The organism is Porphyromonas sp. HMSC065F10, assembly GCF_001808555.1.
GTDB lineage: Bacteria > Bacteroidota > Bacteroidia > Bacteroidales > Porphyromonadaceae > Porphyromonas_A.
On sequence record NZ_KV793752.1, the window covers coordinates 86,094 to 108,292 of the forward strand.

The following is a 22,199-nucleotide window of genomic DNA, read 5'->3' on the forward strand; positions in this document are numbered from 1 at the left end:
GCATGCCTGTAAAGCTCAAATGCGTTACCCCTAGAGTTTCATTCCCTCGGGACTGGAGTTTCATTCCCTCGGGACTGCAGTTCCACCCCCTCGGGACTGAAGTTCCAGCCCCTACGGGACTGGAGTTTCATTCCCTCGGGACTGGAGTCTCTCCCACAAGAGACTGTCCCGCATGCCCAGGGCTGATGCATTCGAGCTTTACCGCAAAGGATCTGATACTCGTCAGAGAGACTGATACTCAGACAATCGGATGGGTGTACTCGCTATAAATATCGGTCATCTCCGATGTGGCGACGGCCCGCAAGGGAGCGGGCTACGGAATAAACACTTATACATCCGCCTTCGCCACTTCGTGGCTTGACCGATGCCTACGGAACGGACATCCTTGCGGATGCGGTCACGCCGCTGATGGACGACCCTCAAATGCGTCAGCACTGTTTTGTCCTGTTATAAATAGCGAGGAAATCTAAATTGTTTGTATATTTGGGGAGAGGAGGGAGTAAGGCACCGATCACACCCTAAGGAATCATAGCAATGCCGGAGGCATGGGAAAGTACCTTGATGGATTGCCGGATGTCAGACCACGTCACGAAAGTAGCAGAGTATATGAGTTATCAGAAGTTTGATCGTCGCATTATGACCAACTTGGGGACTGCGTTACCCCTCGAGCTTCTTCATGCCAATAGTCGTGGAGCTTACCACTGCTCATCGGTCGTTGGATGCAATACGCGTAAGTACCATGGGCTACTGGTGGTGCCGTCTGAGAGCGGTCCCGATCCCGATGTGCTCCTCTCGTCTATGGACGAGACGGTGATCCAGCACGGGGCAGAGTTTCACCTCGCTGTGCATAAGTATCATGACGGGACCCTGAGTCCAAACGGGCATAAGTATATCCGCGAATTCTCCGTCGAGGAGTGCCCCCGGACGATCTATCGCGTCGGTGGAGTAGTTCTCTCAAAGGAGATCGTCTTCTCGTCCAAGATCAATCAGCTCCTGATCCGCTACCGCCTCTTGGAGGCGCACTCAGAAACGACTCTGAGGCTTATGCCTATGCTCGCTTTCCGCACCGTAAGGGAGCTGACACATATCAATGACAAAATCGACTGGAGCTACACCAGTGAGGATCATGGGGTATCCCTTTGCCTCTATAAGGGGATGCCTCGTCTCTATATGCAGCTCTCCAAGTATGATGCGGTATGGCACCAGGAGCCGACATGGTATAGAGATTTCTTTTACGACAGAGAGGCGGAGCGGGGCAATGCATGTGTTGAGGACCTGCCTGTCCCTGGTTACTTCTCCCTTAATATTCGCCGAGGAGAGGATATCATCCTATCCGCATCCGATTGTGCCATTGACCCGGAGACTCTGGAAGAGACGTTTGAGGAGGCCCTCCGGAGCTATGGTGTGGCCGATACCTTTGCCACTTGTCTCAGACGCTCAGCACGGCAATTTTTCTACGAGCCACGACCGGGGAAGTCTTACCTCAAGGCGGGATACCCATGGTATGGGGTCCGCCTGAGGGATGAGATGGTGGGGCTCACAGCGTGCAGCTTTGGTATCGGTGAGCCTGAGCTCTATCATAAAGTGATGGACACGGCTCTGCCTGCGATCTGGTCTTATCTCGATGAGGGAGAGGAAGATTCGGTGATCGAGGACATTTGGCAGCCGGACAGTCTCCTCTGGGTTGCTAATGCGATCCAGGACTACTATAGATGGGCAGGTAAGGAGGAGACGAAAAAGAGATATGGGGCGACACTCAGACGAGCGATCCGCTACATCAGGGAGGGTCGTGTACCCCTGCTTGAGATGCGACGAAATGGTCTGCTATACGCAGATCCAGGAGAGGCTCGTCGACCGATCACCTGGATGGGAACGATGATTGATGGGGCAGCAGTCGTGGATCGGCGAGGTTATATCGTGGAGTATAATGCTCTGTGGTATAATGCTCTCTGTTTCTATCGCTTCCTTTTTGACCTGCAAGAGGACGAGGAGGTGACGGAGCTGATCGATCAGGTACGTGAGAGCTTCATCCGGACCTTTGTCAATGAGCATGGCTACCTGCTCGACTACGTGGCTGATGGTCGTCCGCTCGACTGGAGCGTCCGTCCGAGTCAGATCATCGCTGTGGGACTAACCTACTCACCTATGTCTCGCAAGCTGCAGCGATCGGTCCTTGACTATGTGACCAAGGAGTTGCTGACCCCTAAGGGACTGCGCTCACTATCGCCTGTCAGCCCACTCTATAAAGGCTACGCAGGAGGTAATCAGAGAGAGCGCTACTACGCATATGTACAAGGTGGGGCGTGGCCCTGGACCCTTTACTATTACCTAAGTGCGTACCTAAAGCTCTTCAAGCGGACCGGCCTCTTCTTCGTAGACCGGATGCTGATCCCCTTTGAGGAGGAGCTTAGCCTAAATGGCATCGGTACCATCTCGGAGATCTATGACGAGACCCCGCCTTACAGAGGGCGGAGTGACCTTTCATTCATGATGAGCGTCTCGGCCATACTCCGCATCGTCAATCGAATGGTGGAGTACAAGAGTATCTGGGATGAGGAGGGAGACCTCTATGACTCCTTCCTCAGCATGACCTCTCACCACTCCTCTTCGCCTGACCAAGGTCGTGGAGGCGCCGATGAGGAGGCCGCAGTGACAGAGGAGTCTGAGCGGGGAGATAAGGCTCTCAACACAGAGCGTAAGGAATAAGCACCATTAGCAAGACAGGAGTAATCGTATGAAAGCACTTATGCTTGGCTGGGAGTTTCCCCCTCACATCTCCGGAGGTCTCGGGACTGCTACCTATGGCATCACCAAGGGACTTTCCTCGCAGGAGGATATGGACATTACACTTATGCTGCCTGCCCCATCCGGAGATGAGGACAGCTCATACATGAGTATCATCGGAGCCAGCGAGGTGCCGATCGTCTATCAGGATCCCTCAAGAGAGTACCTTGAGGAGCGGATCGGTCGCGTGATGACCCCGGAGATGTACTATCACTTGAGGGATCACATCTATGCGGACTTTAGGTATATGCTGACGGACGATATAGGGTGCATCCAATTCTCAGGAAAGTATGGGGACAACCTTATCGATGAGATCAACAACTACTCTATTGTCGCAGGTGTCGTCGCACGTGCCGATCACTACGATCTGATACACGCTCACGACTGGGTGACCTATCCAGCCGGAATACACGCTAAGCAAGTCCTCGGAGTACCACTCGTGATCCATGTACACGCCACAGACTTTGATCGCAGTCGTGGCAACGTCAATCCTACAGTCTACGCCATTGAGAAGGATGGCATGGACCATGCTGATCATATCATGTGTGTGAGCGAGCTGACGCGCCGGACAGTGATCGAGAAGTATCATCAAGATCCCGCTAAGGTGACCGCTGTACACAACGCCGTGATCCCTCTTGAGGAGTCAATCCTCAATATCCCGGATAAGCGAGGTGTTAAGGATAAAGTGATAACCTTCCTCGGTCGACTGACAATGCAGAAGGGGCCTGAGTACTTTGTGGAGGCAGCAGCACGTGTGCTGGCAAAGAAGAGAGATGTGCGCTTCGTTATGGCCGGGAGCGGAGACAAGATGGATGAGATGATCCGCCTGGTTGCGGAGAAGCGCATCTCGGACCGCTTCCACTTCACAGGCTTTATGAAAGGTCGTCAGGTGTATGAGGTATACCATGCCAGCGATGTCTACGTGATGCCCTCTGTGTCGGAGCCCTTTGGGATTACCCCCCTTGAGGCGATGCAGTGTGGCGTCCCCTGTATCATCTCTAAGCAGTCAGGCTGCTCTGAGATACTCACCTATGCGATCAAGCTCGACTACTGGGATGTTGATGCTATGGCGGACGCGATGTACGCTCTCGTCACCTATCCTGCTCTTCACGATCTCCTCTCCAAGAGGGGGCTGGATGAGGTAGCCGGGATCACTTGGGATAAAGTGGCGCTCAAGATACGTGGTCTCTACGATCAGGTCCTTGGACGGTGATGTACCCCCTGATACCTTTTTTGAATAACCTGCCAGATAGATAAACTCTCACTATGGATAAGAAAAAACTCTGCCTCGTCTTTCAGCTGCATCAGCCTTTCCGCCTGAAGCGCTACCGATTTTTCGACATAGGTAATGACCACTATTACTTCGATGACTTTCTCAACGAGCAGTATATGAGGTCTGCTGCCGAGCGATCCTATTTGCCGGCTAATAAGATGATCTACGACCTGATCCAAGAGTCAAAGGGTAGGGTGAAGGTCGCTTTCGCTATCTCCGGAACTGCTTTGGATCAGATAGAGATGTACACGCCGGAGCTAATCGACAGCTTCCGTAAGCTCACTGAGACCGGATGCGTGGAGTTACTGGCAGAGCCTTACGCCCATAGTCTATCCTCTCTTGCACCGTCCAAGGCGGAGTTTAAGGGTCAGGTGGGGATGCATGTCACGGCTCTCAAGGCGATATTCAATTACGAGCCAAAGGTGCTACGCAACACCGAGCTCCTCTTTGATGACGACATTGCTCTTGCAGTCTCGGAGATGGGATTCCACGGAATGCTTACCGAGGGTGCTAAGCATGTGCTGGGGTGGAAGAGTCCCGACTTCGTCTACCAAAGTGCAGTAGTGCCTGAGCTTCATCTCCTGATGAGGCATGCCGCTCTCTCGGAGGACCTCTCTCGACGCTTCTGCGATCAGAGCTGGGACGAGTATCCGCTGACAGCCGACAAGTACGCCTCTTGGCTCGCTGATCGGGGCAAGGGGGAGCAGGTGACCTACCTCGATATGAGCTATGATGTGCTGGGCAATCTCTGCCCTGCCACATCGGGCATCTTTGACTTCTTCCGAGCACTTCCGGAGTACATCGAGCGAGCCGGGCTAGAGATGGCGACACCATCTGAGGTCTTTGCTCAGCTCCGGCCGGAGGATGAGATCAGCGTTCTAGACACCATCTCTTGGTCGGAGGAGGAGAAGACGACAAAGTCTTGGCTCGGTAACATCCTCCAGCAGGAGGCCTTCGGCAAGCTGGTAGAGTGGGCAGAGCGGACCCGTATGAGTGGCAATAGGCGAATCAAGCAAGACTGGGCCTACCTCCAGAGCAGCGACCACTTCCTCTATATGTCCACAGCTATGGAGAATAAGGACACAGGTCTCTATAGTCCATACGGCAGTCCCTACGACGCCTTTAATAACTACATGAACGTGCTGAGCGACTTCCACCTCCGCGTAGAGGAGGAGTACCCCAGCTCAATTGAGAATGAGGAGCTCAATGCGCTCCTCAAGACGATCGAGAACCAGGGCGAGGAGATCACAGCACTACAGGAGGAGCTCCATAAGCTGAGAGCGGAAAAACCTGCCAAGCGCACCGGAACTGCCAAGAAAGCAAAGTAAGAGCGAGAGAGCTAAGCAATGCCACAAGAAGAGACCGACTGGGAGTCACTGACTTTCGGTTACTATCCTACGGACTACAACGTACGGAGCTATTACTCTAAGGGGGTGTGGAGCAGGCCTGAGCTGTGTGCCGATCCTATGGTGGCGGTTCATCTCGCAGCCACGGGGCTTAATTATGGCCAGCAGGCCTTTGAGGGGCTCAAGGCCTTTCGCTGCAGGGATGGTCGGGTCTGCCTCTTCAGACCAGAGGAGAATGCTCGACGCCTACAGAGCTCTTGTGCCGGGATTATGATGCCTGAGGTGCCGGAGGATCTTTTCTTAGAAGCATGCCAATTGGTGGTGAAGCATAATAGACGCTTCGTGCCTCCCTACGGCTCAGGTGCTGCTCTCTACCTACGACCTCTCGTGATAGGTATGGGGCCACATGTCGGTGTGAGCGAGAGCAGCGAGTACCTCTTCTCGATCTATGCTTGCCCGGTGGGGCCATACTTCAAGCGTGGTGTCACCTCTGTACCGGTAGTGATCCAACGATCGTATGACCGAGCTGCTCCGCGAGGCACCGGGAGGTTTAAGGTGGGCGGCAACTACGCTGCCTCTTTCCGTGCGATGCATGAGGCGTATGAGGAGGGCTATCAAGGGGGATGCCTTTTCTTAGATCCTCAAGAGAAGAAGTTCGTTGACGAGTGTGGATCGGCCAATTTCTTTGGGATAAGAGGGAAAACATACATTACCCCGCAGTCCGAGTCGATCCTGGCCTCTGTGACCAACGATAGTCTAATGACCATCGCCGGCGATCTAGGGTTGTCGGTGGAGCGACGTCCCGTCCCTGTGGAGGAGCTTAGCACCCTTAATGAAGCCGCTGCCTGTGGTACTGCCGCTGTGATCTGTCCCATCAGCAAGATCGTTGACCTCGATACAGGTAGGATATACGGCTATGGTAGTGAGCCCGGGCCGGTCTGCCGTGAGCTCTACGATCACCTCACCGGCATACAGTCCGGCAGACTTCCCGACCGACACAATTGGCTAAGAGAGGTCGATCTGAAGTCTGAGACAACGTGAAATCCATCACCAAGATTGTTTCAATTGCTCGCCATTGATGGGGACGAATTTGTCTTGACATGGAGGTAATGCATATCGTTTTGCATTCGCTTCGTAGCTCTTTTTTGTATCTCTTAGCAGCCTTGCGTATGTGGATATGTGACAAAGATCTAGTCAAGGTTGACTCTGAGCCGTTCCGCTCCCAAATAAGTAGTACTATGGGACGGACTCTGAACAGCTGATTTGGTCAAAAATCATTACCTTTGCCCGAATGCAATACGGATACTGAGAAATGAATAAGCAGCAACTTATTGACCAGATCAGACGTAAGAAGTCTTTCCTCTGTGTCGGTCTGGATAGTGACTCCACTCTACTTCCTCCTCATCTCCCTCAGACTGCTGAGGGAGTCTTGACTTTCAATAAAGCGATCATTGATGCTACGGCAGACCTTGTCATAGCATATAAGCCCAATGAGGCATTCTATGAGCCATTAGGCGCTGAGGGCTTAGAGGTGCTCGGGAAGACGATTGAGTACGTGCATAATAAGTATCCTGAGATTATGGTAATCCTCGATGCCAAGCGAGGGGATATCGGTAATACCTCGGCGCAGTATGCGCACGCTGCCTTCGAGGAGCTGGGAGCGGATGCCGTCACCACTGCTCCATATATGGGTCGCGACAGCATCTCTCCTTTTCTGGAGTATAACGATCGCTGGACGGTGCTCCTTGCCCTTACATCCAATGCCGGATCAGCTGACTTCCAGCACTTAAGATTGGAGGATGGACGGCTGCTCTATCAGGCTGTCTTAGAGACAGCGACTTCGTGGGCCAGTGATGAGCAGCTGATGTTTGTCGCCGGAGCAACACAGGCAAAGCTCTTCGATCAGATCCGCGAGATCGCCCCCGAGTATTTCCTCCTCGTACCCGGTGTGGGTAAGCAGGGCGGATCACTCGAGGAGGTGTGCAACTATGGTATGACGAGCGAGTGTGGTCTGATAGTAAACTCATCCCGCGGTATCATCTTTGCCTCCAAGGGGGAGGACTTTGCTGAGGCTGCGCGTGCGAAGAGTCTCGCTCTGCAGGCGGAGATGGAGCGCGAGCTAAGGAGGCATCACGTTATTTGAGAAGACAAGCTTATGAGATATACAGCTCAAGAGGTGGCCGACTTCCTCCATGGTGTGGTCGATGGAGACCCTAATGTGGAGCTTCATGACTTTGGCGGGATAGAGAATGGGAAGGCAGGGACACTGACTTTCCTCGCTAATCCTGCCTATGAGCATTACCTCTATACGACAGAGTGCAGTGCGGTGCTGGTGCAGGCTGATTATCAGCCGACCTCCGAGGTGAAGACGACCCTGATCCGTGTAGCAGATCCTTATGATAGCTTGGCAAAATTGCTGAGCGTGATCCGCGATGGGTCCGAGCCTGAGGCTGGGATCTCGCAATTTGCCATTGTGGATCCGTCTGCTGATGTGGATCCGACAGCTTCTGTGGGACCTTTTGTCTATATAGGTAGGAATAGTAAGGTGGGTCCCCGTACGATCGTCCGTGCCCAGGTATATATAGGTGAGGACTGCCTTGTGGGAGCGGACTGTAAGATCTATCAGCAGGTGACGATCAGCAACCGGACGATCGTCGGAGATCGATGCATCTTACACTCAGGAGCGGTCTTAGGAGCAGATGGATTTGGCTTCGCCCCCACTGCTGAGGGTTGGGACAAGATTCCCCAGACCGGCAAGGTAATCCTTGAGGATGATGTGGAGATAGGGGCAAATGCCTGTATTGATCGTGCGGTCCTCGATGCAACGATCATACGGCGCGGAGTAAAGATCGACAACCTCGTCCAGATCGCCCATAATTGCGAGGTGAAGGAGCATACCGCTATCGCTGCTCAGTCCGGTGTTGCCGGCTCAACAACCATTGGCCAGTGGAATCGACTGGGGGGACAGGTGGGCATAGCCGGTCACCTTAAGACTGCCGATCGTGTGACCTTTGGGGCTAAGACGGGCATTATGGCGAGCATTGAGGAGGAGGGCAGCAGCTGGTTTGGCTACCCCGGGAGACCTTATGTCAAGGCGATGCGAAGCGCTGCTGTGGCTGATCGTCTTCCTCAGTTAGATAAGCAGATCTACGACCTCTCTAAGGAGGTGAAGCGCCTAAGAGAGGAGCTGGATAAGCTTAGCGAGATAAGTAAGACAAAAGACGGAGAGTGAGCGAGATGGCGTACCAACACACCCTTGGAGGATCGTTTGAGCTGGAGGGGAAAGGTCTACACACCGGGAGGTATATCCACCTAAGAGCCCTACCAGCAGAGGAGAATTACGGCATCCGTATCTGTAGAACCGACCTGCAGGGGAAGCCTATCCTACCTGCCCTCGTCCGGTATGCCACTCAGTCCGATCGCTGCACAACGCTGAGAGATGGGGACTTCTCTGTCTGTACCATTGAGCATATGATGGCAGCGCTGTCGGCTATGAGGGTAGACAATTGCCTCATAGAGCTTGACGGACCTGAGGCACCGATCTTGGACGGGAGCGCTAAGCCTTATGTCGATAAGATCACAGAAGTAGGTCTCGTAGAGCAGAGGGCTGAAGCAAGAGTCTACAAAGTGCAGCGTAAGATTGAGGTCTCTGATGAGGCATCAGGTGCTAAGCTGACACTCCTCCCGGATGATACTTTCGCTATTGATGCGCTGATCTCTTACGACTCTCCCATCCTGACGCATCAGTTTGCGTCCTATGAGATAGGGGATGACTTTGCCGGTGAGATAGCACCAGCGAGGACTTTTGTCTTCGTGAGAGAGGTGCAGGCTCTGGTTGCTAATAATCTGATCAAGGGTGGGGATCTGGACAATGCGCTGGTGATCTACGATCGTCAGCTATCTCAGACCGATCTCGACAAGCTCTCAGATGAGCTTGGGGTGGATCACAGTGACGCCTCAAAGCTTGGTTACATCAGCCATAGACCACTCGCATACCCAAATGAACCTGCACGGCACAAACTCCTTGACGTGCTGGGAGACTTGGCTCTCGCCGGCTGCCGGATCAAGGGGCGTGTGATTGCGACAAAGCCGGGTCACACTATCAATGGCAGGCTCTGTATGAAGCTCCTTGAGGAGATTGAGGGGGAGGAGTCCATACCTCCATCCATCGATCTAAGTGCAAAGCCCCTACTTGACACCCGGGGGATAATGCGGATATTACCTCACCGCTACCCGATGCTCATGGTGGATAAGGTGATAGATCTCACTGTTGATCAGGCTATAGGGCTGAAGAATTACTCTGCCGGAGATCCTTTCTTCGTGGGACACTTCCCCGGTGAACCCATTGTCCCTGGGGTGTTGCTTGTGGAGTCTATTGCTCAGATTGCGGGGATCCTTGTACTCCATATAATGGATGAGCCTGGGCCACATTCGACCTACCTAGCACGCATTGAGAATGCCCGATTTAGACAAAAAGTAATGCCGGGGGATACGGTGATATATCGTGTCAAGCCGCTGGCGCCAGTACGACATGGATTTGCGCGAGTACGTGGTGTGGGCTACGTAGGGGACAATATCGTCTGCGAGGCAGAGGTTGTGGCCAAGGTAGTGGCTAATAACGAAGGTGAAAGATAGGGAAATGACAGAAGAGAAGAATACATCTATCAGCCAGCTGGCATTAGTCAATGCCGGAGCGGTATTGGGAGAGGGTGTCCGGATTGATGCTTTTGCAATTGTTGAGGACAATGTGGAGATCGGTGCTGGGACACATATCCATGCCGGGGCAATAGTCAGGTCCGGTGCTCGGATCGGCTGTCAGTGTGAGGTCCATCCCTATGCAGTGATCGCCGGGGTTCCTCAGGACCTGAAGTTTAGGGGTGAGGAAACGACTGCTATCATAGGGGACAGGACGGTGATCCGAGAGTACGTCACCGTTAGTCGGGGTACTGCATCACGTGACAAGACCGTCATAGGTAGCGATTGCCTGATTATGGCCTATGCTCATGTGGCACACGACTGCGTGTTGGGTGATCATGTGATTATCGGTAACGCATCACAGATCGCCGGTGAAGTGGAGATAGACGACTGGGCAATCCTAAGCGGCTCTGTCTTAGTACATCAGTTCACCCGCATCGGACGTCATAGTATGACTCAAGGAGGCAGTAAAGTGACAAAGGATATACCTCCCTATGCTGTGGTAGCACGTGAGCCGATTGCCTTCTGTGGGATCAATCTTGTAGGTCTCCGTCGGAGGGATTTTACTGAGGACGAGATCAGACTCATCGGCGATGCCTACCGCATCCTCTATGCTCAAGGACTCAATGTGAGTGATGCCTTAGAGGAGATTGAGTCGTCTCTGGAAGACACTCCTGAGCGACGTCGGATACTGGACTTTATTCGCAACTCCAAGCGCGGAATAGTGAAGGGCTGAGACGCTGAGTATGATCTATCGTTTTGTCATCGTTTCTCCGGAAGCTCGATCCTTCCGTCGAGACCTCAGGGTTGGCAGTGAGGCCACCTTTGGCGATCTGCGCAACGCACTCTACGATGAGATCGGCTACTCCCCTGTGGAGCCGAGTCTGATCTATATTACAGACCATTCTTGGAGCCAGAAGGTGACGATCTACGAAGTAGAGCCACCCCACAGTCGCTCTGATGAGGATGTGTTTCTTATGGAGCGCACTCGGCTCTCGGAGCTCCTTGATACTGAGCGACAGCGACTGATGCTGCTCTTTGACCCTGACCGGTCGAGGGCTTTTTACATTGAGCTGCGCGAGATCAGCTCCGGTAGTCTTCCTTCTCCCTATGTTCTTTCTCGATCAGAGGGAGAGCCACCACTCCAGAGGTTACCGGAGGAAGAGGTCAAGAAAAAGGAGGAGCCGAAGGTCAAGTCCGTTGCCCCTGAGGTTGCCGAGACAGGAAAGAGGAAGCTGAATGAGGAGTCTACTCCCGATGAGTATGGGAGCGATGCCTTTGACAGTACAGAGATTGATCCTGAGGGTTTTGGCACCTCAGATGAGTCTGGGGAGTTTGACAACGAGATCCCCACTGAGGACTTTCCCCTTTGACGAAAGATAAGCGGCTGATCATCCTGACCGGACCTACCGGAGTAGGTAAGTCCGCTTATGCCATGGAGCTGGCTCGCTCACTCTCCATACCTATCATATCGGCTGACTCCAGGCAGCTCTACAGAGGGATGAGCATCGGGACCGATGCCCCCTCTCCTGAGGCTATGAGTGAGATCCATCACTACTTTGTGGCAACGCGTGAGGTCACCGATCCATACAATGCCTACGACTATGCAGCAGATGCCCTCGCAGTCGTTGATGAGGTACTCACGACCCACGATACCGCTCTTGTCGTTGGCGGATCGATGATGTACATTCAGGCGCTCCTCTACCAGATGGATCCTATCCCTGAGCCGGATCCTGAGATAAGACGACAGCTGTGGGAGTGCTTTGAGACACATGGGATCGGTCCCATTAGATCCCAACTAGCGGAGGCGGACCCTCAGTACCTCGCCTCTGTGGATGGCAATAACCACAAGCGGATGATCCGTGCGCTGGAGGTCTGGCTTACCACCCATCGTCCCTTTTCCTCTTGGCACACCCATACTCCACGCAACTTTCCATATGAGCATGAGGTATGGGGCCTATTTCGTCCCCGTCCTATCCTCTATGAGAGGATCAATCAGCGGGTGGATCGGATGTTTCAGAGCGGGCTTGTCGAGGAGGTTCGCAGCCTACTCCCGCATAAGGACTGCAATGCACTTAATACCATCGGGTACAAGGAGGTGATCCAATATCTGGAGGGGCAATGCTCTCTGGACGAAGCTGTCCATAGGGTGAAGAAAAATAGCCGAGTGTACGCCAGGAAGCAGATCACTTTCTTTGAGAAAATACCGGACATCAGGTTGCTAAACTTGGAGGAGCAAGAGAAATAACACTATATTTGCCTTACTATGATTGACTTAAAGATATTAGACGAAGTAGGAGAGCTAGATACGGTTGTGGCCGGTGTCGCCTTCCATAATGGTGAGCCGCCGGCACTGGAGGAAGCTTACGATGCCAAGACATACCACACCATCCTTAACGACCAATATCCTCTGGATGAGGATCTCAATCGCGAAGTGGAGGCGTTTGTCTCACTGATGGAGAGGGAGGGCGTGACTGTCTTGCGTCCCGGTCGGCATAGGGGTATGCAACAGATCTTTGCTCGTGATGTGGGGTTTGTCATCGGAGATACGTTTGTCCGTGCTAATATCATTGCTGATAGAGAGCAGGAGATGAAGGCGTACGATGCGATCTGGTCTCAGATAAATCCAGACAAGATAGTGACAACACCCGATTACGTCTCCGTGGAGGGTGGGGATGTGACGTTGCTTAGAGATGGTCGGATACTCTTGGGATGCCACTTGACGACTGACTTTGACCATTACAGCACCGCACGTACAAATAAGTACGCCATAGGCTTCCTCAAGGGTCTCTTCCCTGAGCGAGAGATCATCCCACTGCAGTTGATCAAGGATGATCACGACCCCTATCGGGGCGTTCTGCACCTTGACTGTGCCTTTCAGCCGGTAGGGGAGGGCTTGGCGATCATCTTCCCGGGTGCATTCCGGCACTACTCCGACTATGAGTTTCTTGTATCACTCTTCGGTCCGGAGAATGTCTTCTCCATTACCCGGGAGGAGTTCTTTGAGATGAATACAAATATTTTCAGTCTCTCACCGCAAAAGGTGATCATAGACAGTGCCTTCGCGAGACTGAAAGGGTGGCTTGAGGCCCGAGGACTGGAAGTGCTGACGACCCCCTATAGGGAGGTAAGCAAGCTGGGAGGCTTGCTCAGGTGTACCACTCAGCCCTTAGTCAGGAGGTACTGATCAGTGCTTCTTAGTCGGTGTAGAAGTTGATCACTTCGCGGATAGCCCTTTGGCAAACCGGGCAAAACTCAGGATTGCTATTGGTCCTCATACGACAGTCCATAGAGGGTCTATAGACACCCTTGAGGCTATAGCCGGCTCCTTCGTACACCCCTACGGGATAGTTGCACTCCTCCGGAGTCGGTATGGCGGACACCTCTGCGGGTAGTAGGTCAGCCCACTTGGCGCTAAATTCCTTCAGCGTGGTGATATTCTGCTCCCACGGCTCCACATCAGTCGGATACATCGGTATCTGCTCTGCCTCGTAAGCATACTCGTCCGCCAGTCCGGCAAAGCTGTGTCCAAACTCGTGCGTCACCACCGGCACAAAGGCCGGGTGCTTAGTCATCGAGAGGTTATACGAATTGAGTATCCCGCCGCCGCCATAGTGGGGCGTATTGACCAGTACGATGATATGCTCGTAGGGAGTCCCGGCAAGGAGGTCGTGCAGCTTGCGGAGGTGCAGTGTCGTGAGGTAGCGCTCACTATAGAAGGTGTCAAAGTGTGAGCCGAGTGCGGTGTCCCTCCAGATCTCCTTGGAGGGAATGGAAGCACCGCTCTCCGCTGAGGGAGAGCGAACCGCTATGATGGAGAAGCGATCACGCAGAGACTTGAAGGGCTCGTGCCCGAAGATCGACTCTACAGCCTTACGGGCGTCCGCCAAGTAGTCCTCCATCTCATCTTCCGTATAGCCCTCAGCTACAAATGCTATATGGATTGCGCGGGAGCTGTCCTTGGGGGCTTGAAGAGTGGTGTAGGGCAGGATACCCTGCTCACCGAGCGGGGTCATCAGAATATCGTTCGGGTCTATGCGATGTGTCATAGAGGCAATGACATCGTGACGGCTATTTCGGAGCTCAAGACTAACCTCTACCGGTTGCTTCGGCATAGGGATTAGAGAGACATTCTCAAATGCTCTCCTACCACTCTCCTGTGCTTGTGGGTAACTCAGCCACTCCTGGAAGAGTGATGAGAAAGGATGCTTGTAGATCACCCTCCCTGTGGCAAGGTCTCTGACTGTGATCGTGCCATTCCCCTTCATCGGCGTCTCGGCTAAGCGATGCCTCTTGCCATACCAGCCTGGAATCTTGTAGTAAGCCAGCAGGGAGATGTCTTGAGTACTGGCATTTCCGGAGAAGATATAGTCCAGGCGAAGGGTCTGGTCAATAAAGTAGTCTCCAAAGTCCTGGGCGATAAGGCGACAGGGCAGGAGAAGGAGTACAGTCAGCAGTAGAGTCGTTCGAGAGATCTTATTCATAATCTATTGAGATAAAGTCGGCCCTCCAGACCTAAGTGGAAGAGTAGGTCGAGTGCTGACAGGTTGGGTACAAATCCACACTGCTCCTCAAAGACTTGCCAATACCTCGGTAGGTCCATCCTACCTTCACGAAGCCGGGAGGGTAGGGCGATGTCAGATCTGTGATCCACGTCTCTCACCCCCTCAGATACTATCGTGGGGATAGGAATACGCCACTCTCCGAGGATAAAGGTGAGCCAATGCTGATTAAAGTCTATGAGCCTGCCTCCCACCTCACATCGACAGAGAGAGATCACTTGATCCTCATAAAACTGCCAGTAGGGCGTGGAGCAGTAGGAGGAGCGCAGTGCCTCCTCCAGGCGATGCCTCCAGTGATCGTGCTCGGCAAGACAGATCTCTGACGTGGGCGGAGAGGGATAGGCAAAGCGCTCCACCGGTATCGTGAAGGGTGTAGCGCCTTGCGGGGTAAGGAAGTAGGTCCGATTTCGGAGCGTCTGCTTCTGATACTGCTCACCCACATTGATCACCGCCTCAGGATGATCCATTATCAGTTTGACTTGCAGGATTGCAGGGGCAAAGAGGGTGGGCAGAGAAAGCATACTACTTTTCTTTACTTCAGCACAGTCCCAAATCTCCGCCACCGGATCTTGCCATGGAGGAGGTCCCTGTCCTTATCCAGCGATAGCCAGACGAAGAGTGGCTTGCCAACGATGTGATCCTCAGGGACGAAGCCCCAAGCGCGGGAATCGGCAGAGTTGTGCCTATTATCTCCCATCATGAAGTAGTAGTCCATCTCAAAGGTATACGACGAGGCCGGCTTGCCGTCTATCAGAATACCCGATGTGGTCTTCTCTACCGTGTGATGCTCAAAGTTCCGGATGCACCGCTCGTAGAGAGCCAGATTTTCCGCTGTTAGAGGGATTGTCTCGCCCTTGGCAGGGATGTGGACCGGTCCATAGTTATCCCTCGTCCAGTCAAATAAGTCACTGAGGGGGTATGTCGTGAAGACCGACTGTCCAGGATCCGGCTCCACCTCGATATGGAGGACACCGCTGTGCTTCTGGAGCGTCTCCCGCATGGACTTCGTGAGGGGCAGATGGTAGATGAGCCCGAAGCCCTTAGTCATATCTCCCGTAAAGCCCAGTTGCTCATAGAGAGGGTAGTAAGACTGGTCCAGCCCATCCAGCAGGGCGATATCGTCTCGAGCCACTCCCAGCTCATACAGCTCATCCTCCGACAGCATCGTGCCATCGGTCTGTACGAAGTAATTGAGCTGAGCGTGAGGCGGTGTATCAACCTCCTTCGCATTGATATAAAGGGCGTTGTGTCGCACCTCAAGATCGTCTCCCGGAAGCCCCACGCAGCGCTTGACATAGTGATCTCTCATGTCAACGGGACGTGCGACCACCTCGCCAAACGTGCGAGGATCACTCCAGATCCGATCTCTCCCATAGAGGTGACAGAGGGTGTAGTAGTCAGGATTGGTCACCTTGAGTGGGACAGTGTCTCCGGCGGGGAAATTGAAGACTACCAGCTCATTTCGCTTAAGACGACCTAGACCGCTTATGCGCTTATAGGGGAGCTGAGGCTTATCAATGTAGGCTTTCTTCCCATTCCAGGGGAATTGATTGTGCACCAAAGGAAAAGCGAGCGGGGTCATCGGTAATCTCGGTCCAAAACTCAGCTTAGAGACAAAGAGGTGATCGCCCACAAGTGAGGTCTTCTCCAGTGAGGAAGAGGGGATCTTGAAGTTTTGGAAGAAGAAGATATTGAGTACCTGTACCGCTATCAGGACGACAACGATATCCTCTATGAGTCGCATCGTGCTACGCAGAGTCTTACTCGAGGAGCTCTGCCACCACCGCCAAGGGATGATGTGGGTGATGTAATTGTCAAAAATCAGCAGGGTAGGGATCACGAAGAGCCAGACACTGCCCACCCAAGTGGCAAATAAGAGTAGGGCGATCGCCCAAGCGCCGAACTTAATCCAATCCCGCTTGGGGACAGCCTTGAAGTCTATCTTTTTCATATCACTTATCGAAGTGTAGCATGTCCTCCATGCCGTACCATCCCTTCTTACCTTGCAAAAACTCAGCAGCCATCACCGCCCCCATAGCAAAGCCCTCTCTCCCAAAGGCTTCATGCTCCAGTCTTATCACATCCTGAGGACTGCTAAAGGCTACTCGGTGAATGCCGGGCACCTCTCCCTCACGAAGAGAGTGGATAAGTAGCTGGTCCTCGGCCAAGGTAGGCTTCTCTGCATTGCCGAGATAGGCCCTTGTGTCTCTATATCGATCCATCTCCGAGATAATGTCACCGGCAACAGTCAGGGCAGTGCCACTGGGGTAGTCAAGCTTATGGACGTGGTGTACCTCCTCCATCTGAACATCTGAGTATTGGGGGAGATTATTTATCAGTTTAGCAGCTTCTCTCACCAAGTGACGGAAGAGGAAGACCCCGATGCTGAAGTTGGACGAGTAAAAGAAAGCCCCATCACGCTCTCTGACCTGCGCCCGGATCTCTTCGATACGATCGGTCCAGCCGGTAGTACCGCTGACTACGGGAAAGCCACTCTCGATCGCTCTGCGAATATTATTATAAGCACTGTCAGGAGTAGAGAAGTCGATGACTACATCCGTCTCGGAGGGGATAGATGCTTGATCGTCTTTGTCAATGCGTCCAACGATCTTGTGCCCCCGGCTATGGGCCACCTGCTCAATGGCATGACCCATACGTCCATATCCTATCAGAGTTATTTTCATTGCTACTGTATATGTGATTTGCTTGATGTATACTTCCGTAGCTGACAGAAGTGGTCACAAATGTAATCAATTATCAACAGAGCCTCTCATCTCGAGCATTTGAGCTTAGGGACTCCGCAGAGACATTGCAGCGAGTTGATTCTAAGCGAGAAGCTATTGTCAGAAGGATTAGTCAAGAGCTTACTCGATCCGACGGTAAACTAATACCGGTATTAGTGAATTCTTTTACCGGTATTAGGTGCGACTAATATCGGTAAAAGAATTCACCATGATACTCGGGGAATTTTGCTCTGATTTCTCGCCGTCTCTCTGATAGGTCACGACAGTGGTGACTTTATAGCATTCGCTCAACATTATTTGCAGTAGAGGTTCTGACCAGATTTTTCTCAAAACTCTCTTTGGTCATAATAGCGATTATGTTAAGTAGGTAATTCTGAGAGTATTGTTTGTTGTCGGGTAAAGGTTGAGATCAAAAAATCTATCATAGCACCCTATCTTCCCTGAGTCACCATAGTCACTGAAGTCATCATAGTCACTGAAGTCATCATAGTCACCGAATTCGCCGAAGTTACGCCAACCGCCTGCATTAAGATCTTACTCTGTTGTGTAATGTGTCTGCTCCCTGTACCCACGCACTCACAACTTAAAGCATAAGAGCACACCTCACCTTCAATATTACGACAACGTAGTTGCACGTGGTTGTTGAAGCGATATGGAGGGGTTTGCTTAACTTTGTCCTAAAGAGTATATAACGACAAGAAACTATTATGCCATGAAGGAGTCTGATAATATCCACCAAGAGGAGGAGCTTGCTCTACCGAGCGACAAATTTGCTATCTGCATCTCCAGATCTCAGTGTAGCGGTGGCGTCACCTTTGCTCACCGGCTGGGGGAAAGGCTTGGTGTGCCGGTCTACTGTGATAATATATTTGACTTAGCAGCTAAGGATCACAACATACGGAGGGATCTCTTTGTACAGAATGAGGACAATACAGACTTCTCAGTCCCAATCTTCTATGGAGCTGAGTACGCCTCATCGGGGTCTATGATCACCTACTCTGACAACTTTCTATCCAATAAGAATATCCACTCTATGCAGGCTGAGACGATACTCAGGCTGGCAAGAGAAAGCTCTGCCATATTCCTTGGTCACACTGCCGACTTTACTCTACGAAATCACCCCAACCTCCTGACTATCTACATATCTGAGCCGATGGAGATCAGAGTCAAGAACCTTCAGCGTGATTATGAAGGAGTGAGCGAGGAGGAGGCCATTGACCGACTCCTTAGGCTGGATAAGAATAGACGGCAATACTACAATTACTACACTGGTAAGCGCTGGGGACGCTGTGAGAGCTACGACATGGCCATCCAGCCCTCCTTCTTTGGCATAGATTATGCAACTACTTTAGTGATGGACGTACTTCGCTCCAAGGGGTTCCCACTCCAGGGTACTTCTATGGAGGACGCAAAGGAGAGTCCCAATCCATAACTAAGTAAGTTGTATAGATGTTAGATAAGCATATAATTGATCATAAGGAGATATATGGCGAGCTGGCTGAGACTCTGATAGCTGATCAGAGTGACTTTGACACGCTCTTTGACCAGCCCTCCTCTCACGATGGTGACGACTCCCCGGATGGGCCTGAGTCGAACGGAGATAAGGGTAAGGAGGGTAAGACTGAGACCCCGACACTAGATTCCTTCGGTACCTGGCTCAGTGACCAAGTGAAGAAAGGAAAGCTGGATCCTGTCTATGGTCGTGAGAAGGAATTGCAGCGCATCACCCAGATCCTCGCCAGAAAAAAGAAGAATAACCCCCTACTCCTCGGTGAACCAGGCGTAGGCAAGACAGCTATCGTAGAGGCACTAGCACAGAGGATCGTAGCGGGTGAGGTCCCGCCCTACCTCCTCAATAAGCGGATCATATCATTAGATATGGCCTCCGTGGTTGCGGGATCGATGTATCGGGGGCAATTTGAGGAGCGGATGAAGAAGATCATCCACGAGCTTAAGGCCAATCCTGACATCATCCTCTACATAGACGAAATACACGCCCTCATGGGTAGTGGCAACTCTCAGGGAGGTATTGACGCTGCCAGTATGCTCAAGCCCGCGCTTGCTCGTGGCGAGGTCCGCTGTATCGGTGCCACAACACTCGAGGAGTACCGCAAGAGCATAGAGAAAGATGGGGCAATGGATCGGCGATTCCAGAAAGTCATAGTGAATGCTCCCGATGAGGAGGAGACGCTACTGATCCTTAAGAAGCTCCAGCCGATCTATGAGAAGCATCACCACGTGACTTATACCGATAAGGCACTTGAGTCGGCAGTTCACCTGACGGAGCGCTACGTGACGGATCGTCAATTTCCGGACAAGGCAATCGATGCCATGGACGAGGCGGGAGCCTACTCCTTCATCAAGAATCAGAAGCCGGTAGACCTGACACCCTATCAAGATAAGATCGATGAGATACGTAAGCTTAAACTTCAGTATGTCAATCAGGGACGCTACGACCTTGCCTCACAAGCGCGAGATAAAGAGAAGCAGTACCACGAGGATCTCAAGGCGGTTAAGCGAAGCTTAGAGCGTGGAGACCTCATTGGGGACCCTACCCTCGTCGATACTCAAGAGGTGGAGTATGTGGTCTCCCTCGGCAGTGGTGTGCCGGTGCAGTCCTTCTCCGCCAATGACCTCAGCTCTCTGGGCAAGCTGGAGGGTAAGCTAAAGTCTAAGGTGATCGGACAAGACCACGTCGTCCGGGACATTGCGACGGCCATCCAGCGTAACAAGGTGGGGCTACGCGACCCGGGCAAGCCGATCGGCTCTTTCCTTTTCCTTGGGTCGTCCGGAGTGGGTAAGACTTACCTCTCCAAGATGCTTGCTAAGGAGCTCTTTGGCACCGAGGAGGCTATGATCCGCGTGGATATGAGCGAGTTTATGGAGAAGTACTCCGTATCACGCTTGATCGGTGCCCCACCCGGATACGTTGGTTACGACCAGGGCGGTGAACTGACAGTGAAGGTGAAGCGTCGCCCATACTCCGTCATCCTCTTTGATGAGATTGAGAAAGCTCACCCCGATGTGCAGAACCTTATGTTGCAGATCCTTGACGATGGTGTGCTCACAGATAGCACCGGGGATAAGGTCAATTTCAAGAACACCATCATCATCATGACCTCGAATGTCGGGACCCGACAGTTGAGCGAATTTGGGACCGGTATAGGCTTCAAGGACTTATCTGTTGATAGTAATGAGGCAGCGGATCAAGTGATCCGCAAGGCTCTTAATAAGCACTTTGCGCCCGAATTTCTCAATCGTATCGACAAGATCATCACCTTCAATCAGCTTAATAAGAAGGATATCCGCCGGATCACCGACCTCGAGCTGAGCAAGCTGGACAAGCGACTACAGGACATCAATATCCTGGTGGAGTACTCCGATGCGGCTCGTGACTTCGTGGCTGAGAAGGGCTTTGATCCCAAGCTGGGTGCAAGACCCCTCAAGCGCGCGATTGCTCAGTATATTGAGGAGATGATTACTGACGCCATCATCAGTGGTGAAGTCAGTCCCGGTGAGCACTACCTACTCGATACGACAGGTAGAGGGAAGGATGTGAAGCTGAGGATCAGAGTCCCTGTGCCGACTCTTGTCTCCTGATCGCCTCTTGTACTACGGCAAGGGACATCATAGAGCAATCTATGGTGTCCTTTGCTTTTTCTGATACTGAGGATCATAGACGAGATCACTATTGGTGATGCAATGGTCCTACACAAATGAGTATCTTTGTGGGTAAGTAATCAAGTATTGTATGGCACAGTTTTCTATAGATCCCGATAAAGTCATCATTGGCATCGAGTCCTCCTGTGATGACACCTCAGCAGCTGTACTGAGGGGACAGACCTTGTTGTCCAACGTTATTGCAAGCCAAAAGGTTCACGAGCAATATGGTGGTGTCGTCCCCGAGCTGGCAAGTCGGGCTCACCTGCAGAATGTAGTCCCCGTCGTGAGCGAAGCTATCCGTCAGGCAGGGATTTCTCGGGAGGACTTGGATGTAATTGCATACACGAGAGGTCCGGGACTACTTGGGTCTCTCTTGGTCGGGGTCAACTTCGCCAAGGGGATGAGTCAGGCTTTGGGGATCCCGATGGTTGATGTCAATCACCTTCAGGGGCATGTGATGGCACACTTCGTGCAGCAACCCGGGGAGGACCGACCGGTCCCGCACTTCCCCTTCCTCTGTCTCTTGGTGTCGGGAGGGAACTCTCAGATCATCTTGGTGCACAGTCCGCTTGAGATGGAGATCATCGGCAAGACAATAGATGATGCTGCCGGAGAGGCCTTTGACAAGTGTGCAAAGGTGATGGGGCTGGGCTATCCCGGTGGACCTGTTGTAGACAGACTGGCGAAGGAGGGGAACCCACATGCCTTCCACTTCGCCAAGCCCAGGATCAGTGGGTACGACTATAGCTTTAGTGGCTTGAAGACCTCTTTTCTCTATACACTGAGGGACAATCTCGAGAGAGATCCGGACTTTATTGATAAGAATAAGGAGGATCTCTGTGCCTCGCTACAGGAGACCGTGGTCGAGCTCCTTATGGAGAAGCTGGAGCGGGCTGCGAAGGATCTCAATATTGATCAGGTGGGCGTGGCAGGCGGTGTCTCTGCCAATAGTCGCTTGAGACGAGCGTTTGTAGACTATGGCGAGCGGAGCGGGAAGGCTGTCTTCATCCCCCCCTTCAGCTACACAACGGACAATGCCGCTATGATTGCTATGGCTGGAGCCTGTCTTTATGCTGCCGGCCATCGTAGTGAGATGAGTGACGCCCCCTACTCGAGGATAACGATCTAATCA

General features: G+C 52.5%; 18 protein-coding genes. 14 read left to right on the forward strand and 4 right to left on the reverse strand.

Annotation, left to right across the window (positions count from 1 at the left end):
* The first annotated feature begins 606 nt into the window (after window positions 1–606).
* The 11 genes from HMPREF2890_RS01775 to HMPREF2890_RS01825 all read left to right on the forward strand — a co-directional run bounded on the left by HMPREF2890_RS01775 (window position 607) and on the right by HMPREF2890_RS01825 (window position 13,285).
* Window positions 607–2,706 carry a glycogen debranching enzyme N-terminal domain-containing protein gene (locus tag HMPREF2890_RS01775; RefSeq protein WP_246825241.1) on the forward strand — a complete coding sequence of 700 codons (2,100 nt, stop codon included), beginning with the start codon at window positions 607–609 and terminating at the stop codon, window positions 2,704–2,706.
* Window positions 2,707–2,734: 28 nt separating this feature from the next.
* Window positions 2,735–3,997: a glycosyltransferase family 4 protein gene (locus HMPREF2890_RS01780; RefSeq protein ID WP_070464437.1), complete on the forward strand. Its 1,263-nt coding sequence runs from the start codon at window positions 2,735–2,737 to the stop codon at window positions 3,995–3,997.
* A gap of 53 nt (window positions 3,998–4,050) precedes the next feature.
* Complete coding sequence (locus HMPREF2890_RS01785; protein ID WP_070464439.1) at window positions 4,051–5,385, forward strand: glycoside hydrolase family 57 protein; 1,335 nt, start codon at window positions 4,051–4,053, stop codon at window positions 5,383–5,385.
* A gap of 18 nt (window positions 5,386–5,403) precedes the next feature.
* Entirely contained in the window at window positions 5,404–6,444 is a 1,041-nt protein-coding gene (locus HMPREF2890_RS01790; protein ID WP_070464441.1) for a branched-chain amino acid aminotransferase, read from the forward strand.
* Between the two features lie 271 nt (window positions 6,445–6,715).
* Entirely contained in the window at window positions 6,716–7,546 is an 831-nt protein-coding gene (gene pyrF, locus HMPREF2890_RS01795; RefSeq protein ID WP_070464443.1) for an orotidine-5'-phosphate decarboxylase, read from the forward strand.
* A 12-nt stretch (window positions 7,547–7,558) separates the two neighbouring features.
* Window positions 7,559–8,635, forward strand: coding sequence for a UDP-3-O-(3-hydroxymyristoyl)glucosamine N-acyltransferase (lpxD, locus tag HMPREF2890_RS01800; RefSeq protein WP_070464446.1), 1,077 nt, complete (start codon window positions 7,559–7,561; stop codon window positions 8,633–8,635).
* 5 nt (window positions 8,636–8,640) lie between these two features.
* Window positions 8,641–10,038: a bifunctional UDP-3-O-[3-hydroxymyristoyl] N-acetylglucosamine deacetylase/3-hydroxyacyl-ACP dehydratase gene (locus tag HMPREF2890_RS01805; RefSeq protein WP_070464564.1), complete on the forward strand. Its 1,398-nt coding sequence runs from the start codon at window positions 8,641–8,643 to the stop codon at window positions 10,036–10,038.
* A 4-nt stretch (window positions 10,039–10,042) separates the two neighbouring features.
* Entirely contained in the window at window positions 10,043–10,834 is a 792-nt protein-coding gene (lpxA, locus tag HMPREF2890_RS01810; protein WP_070464447.1) for an acyl-ACP--UDP-N-acetylglucosamine O-acyltransferase, read from the forward strand.
* Between the two features lie 10 nt (window positions 10,835–10,844).
* On the forward strand, window positions 10,845–11,471 hold the full coding sequence (locus HMPREF2890_RS01815) for a hypothetical protein (RefSeq protein ID WP_070464450.1): 627 nt from the start codon (window positions 10,845–10,847) through the stop codon (window positions 11,469–11,471).
* Window positions 11,468–12,346 carry a tRNA (adenosine(37)-N6)-dimethylallyltransferase MiaA gene (gene miaA / locus HMPREF2890_RS01820; RefSeq protein ID WP_083289735.1) on the forward strand — a complete coding sequence of 293 codons (879 nt, stop codon included), beginning with the start codon at window positions 11,468–11,470 and terminating at the stop codon, window positions 12,344–12,346. Before HMPREF2890_RS01815 ends, miaA begins: the two co-directional genes overlap by 4 nt.
* 18 nt (window positions 12,347–12,364) lie before the next feature.
* Window positions 12,365–13,285, forward strand: a complete 921-nt coding sequence (locus HMPREF2890_RS01825) for a dimethylarginine dimethylaminohydrolase family protein (RefSeq protein ID WP_070464452.1) — start codon at window positions 12,365–12,367, stop codon at window positions 13,283–13,285.
* Window positions 13,286–13,295: 10 nt separating this feature from the next.
* Here the strand turns inward: HMPREF2890_RS01825 and HMPREF2890_RS01830 are convergent, their stop codons facing one another.
* From HMPREF2890_RS01830 to dapB, 4 genes are all read right to left on the reverse strand, one after another.
* Window positions 13,296–14,582, reverse strand: coding sequence for a M64 family metallopeptidase (locus HMPREF2890_RS01830; RefSeq protein ID WP_070464454.1), 1,287 nt, complete (start codon window positions 14,580–14,582; stop codon window positions 13,296–13,298).
* Complete coding sequence (locus HMPREF2890_RS01835) at window positions 14,579–15,127, reverse strand: WbqC family protein (protein ID WP_168160399.1); 549 nt, start codon at window positions 15,125–15,127, stop codon at window positions 14,579–14,581. The genes HMPREF2890_RS01830 and HMPREF2890_RS01835 overlap by 4 nt, the downstream gene beginning before the upstream one ends.
* Before the next feature lie 65 nt (window positions 15,128–15,192).
* Window positions 15,193–16,611, reverse strand: a complete 1,419-nt coding sequence (gene lepB / locus HMPREF2890_RS01840) for a signal peptidase I (RefSeq protein ID WP_070464458.1) — start codon at window positions 16,609–16,611, stop codon at window positions 15,193–15,195.
* Window position 16,612: 1 nt separating this feature from the next.
* A complete protein-coding gene (gene dapB / locus HMPREF2890_RS01845) occupies window positions 16,613–17,344 on the reverse strand; it encodes a 4-hydroxy-tetrahydrodipicolinate reductase (RefSeq protein ID WP_070464460.1) in 732 nt (243 codons plus the stop codon).
* 772 nt (window positions 17,345–18,116) lie between these two features.
* On the opposite strand from dapB, the gene HMPREF2890_RS01850 reads away from it, so the two are divergent.
* The 3 genes from HMPREF2890_RS01850 (at window position 18,117) to tsaD (ending at window position 22,196) form a co-directional block, all read left to right on the forward strand.
* A complete protein-coding gene (locus HMPREF2890_RS01850; protein WP_070464462.1) occupies window positions 18,117–18,836 on the forward strand; it encodes a cytidylate kinase-like family protein in 720 nt (239 codons plus the stop codon).
* 17 nt (window positions 18,837–18,853) lie between these two features.
* Window positions 18,854–21,004, forward strand: a complete 2,151-nt coding sequence (locus tag HMPREF2890_RS01855; RefSeq protein ID WP_070464464.1) for an ATP-dependent Clp protease ATP-binding subunit — start codon at window positions 18,854–18,856, stop codon at window positions 21,002–21,004.
* Between the two features lie 151 nt (window positions 21,005–21,155).
* Entirely contained in the window at window positions 21,156–22,196 is a 1,041-nt protein-coding gene (tsaD, locus tag HMPREF2890_RS01860) for a tRNA (adenosine(37)-N6)-threonylcarbamoyltransferase complex transferase subunit TsaD (protein ID WP_070464466.1), read from the forward strand.
* The last annotated feature ends 3 nt before the right edge of the window (window positions 22,197–22,199 follow it).

Coding starts and splice junctions, on each gene's coding strand:
- HMPREF2890_RS01775 (WP_246825241.1), top strand. CDS start 607: ATGAGTTATCAGAAGTTTGATCGTCGCATTATGACCAACTTGGGGACT.
- HMPREF2890_RS01780 (WP_070464437.1), top strand. CDS start 2,735: ATGAAAGCACTTATGCTTGGCTGGGAGTTTCCCCCTCACATCTCCGGA.
- HMPREF2890_RS01785 (WP_070464439.1), top strand. CDS start 4,051: ATGGATAAGAAAAAACTCTGCCTCGTCTTTCAGCTGCATCAGCCTTTC.
- HMPREF2890_RS01790 (WP_070464441.1), top strand. CDS start 5,404: ATGCCACAAGAAGAGACCGACTGGGAGTCACTGACTTTCGGTTACTAT.
- pyrF (WP_070464443.1), top strand. CDS start 6,716: ATGAATAAGCAGCAACTTATTGACCAGATCAGACGTAAGAAGTCTTTC.
- lpxD (WP_070464446.1), top strand. CDS start 7,559: ATGAGATATACAGCTCAAGAGGTGGCCGACTTCCTCCATGGTGTGGTC.
- HMPREF2890_RS01805 (WP_070464564.1), top strand. CDS start 8,641: ATGGCGTACCAACACACCCTTGGAGGATCGTTTGAGCTGGAGGGGAAA.
- lpxA (WP_070464447.1), top strand. CDS start 10,043: ATGACAGAAGAGAAGAATACATCTATCAGCCAGCTGGCATTAGTCAAT.
- HMPREF2890_RS01815 (WP_070464450.1), top strand. CDS start 10,845: ATGATCTATCGTTTTGTCATCGTTTCTCCGGAAGCTCGATCCTTCCGT.
- HMPREF2890_RS01825 (WP_070464452.1), top strand. CDS start 12,365: ATGATTGACTTAAAGATATTAGACGAAGTAGGAGAGCTAGATACGGTT.
- HMPREF2890_RS01830 (WP_070464454.1), bottom strand. CDS start 14,582: ATGAATAAGATCTCTCGAACGACTCTACTGCTGACTGTACTCCTTCTC.
- HMPREF2890_RS01835 (WP_168160399.1), bottom strand. CDS start 15,127: ATGGATCATCCTGAGGCGGTGATCAATGTGGGTGAGCAGTATCAGAAG.
- lepB (WP_070464458.1), bottom strand. CDS start 16,611: ATGAAAAAGATAGACTTCAAGGCTGTCCCCAAGCGGGATTGGATTAAG.
- dapB (WP_070464460.1), bottom strand. CDS start 17,344: ATGAAAATAACTCTGATAGGATATGGACGTATGGGTCATGCCATTGAG.
- HMPREF2890_RS01850 (WP_070464462.1), top strand. CDS start 18,117: ATGAAGGAGTCTGATAATATCCACCAAGAGGAGGAGCTTGCTCTACCG.
- HMPREF2890_RS01855 (WP_070464464.1), top strand. CDS start 18,854: ATGTTAGATAAGCATATAATTGATCATAAGGAGATATATGGCGAGCTG.
- tsaD (WP_070464466.1), top strand. CDS start 21,156: ATGGCACAGTTTTCTATAGATCCCGATAAAGTCATCATTGGCATCGAG.